The organism is Pseudomonas sp. PME37.24/025, from assembly GCF_055556615.1.
The window spans coordinates 1-278 of sequence record NZ_JBVHNK010000119.1; the positions used below are offsets into that span (position 1 = coordinate 1).

The window sequence follows — 278 nt, forward strand, 5'->3', positions numbered from 1 at the left end:
GAACTCGCCGCACTCGCCGCCACGGGAGCGGTCGACGTCGACCTCGTCTACACGCGCGTCGCTCCCCCCGAGGCATCCGTTCCTCCCGGCCGGCTCACGGCCGACCGGTTGCGTGACGCGGTCGTCCCGGCCGAGCAGAATCCGCGCGTGTACGTGTGCGGTCCGACCCCGTTCGTCGAGGCGGTCGCGCGCTGGCTCCAGGACGCCGGGCATCGCCCCGGCGACATCCGCACCGAGCGATTCGGAGGCTCGTGATGAACGTGCTCGATGGCAACGCG

General features: G+C 72.3%; 1 pseudogene. It reads left to right on the forward strand.

The annotated features are described in order from the left end of the window. Positions 1-255 (forward strand): annotated as a pseudogene (locus tag ACZ3HH_RS29755) (hypothetical protein); the annotation flags it as partial. Between the last annotated feature and the right edge of the window lie 23 nt (positions 256-278).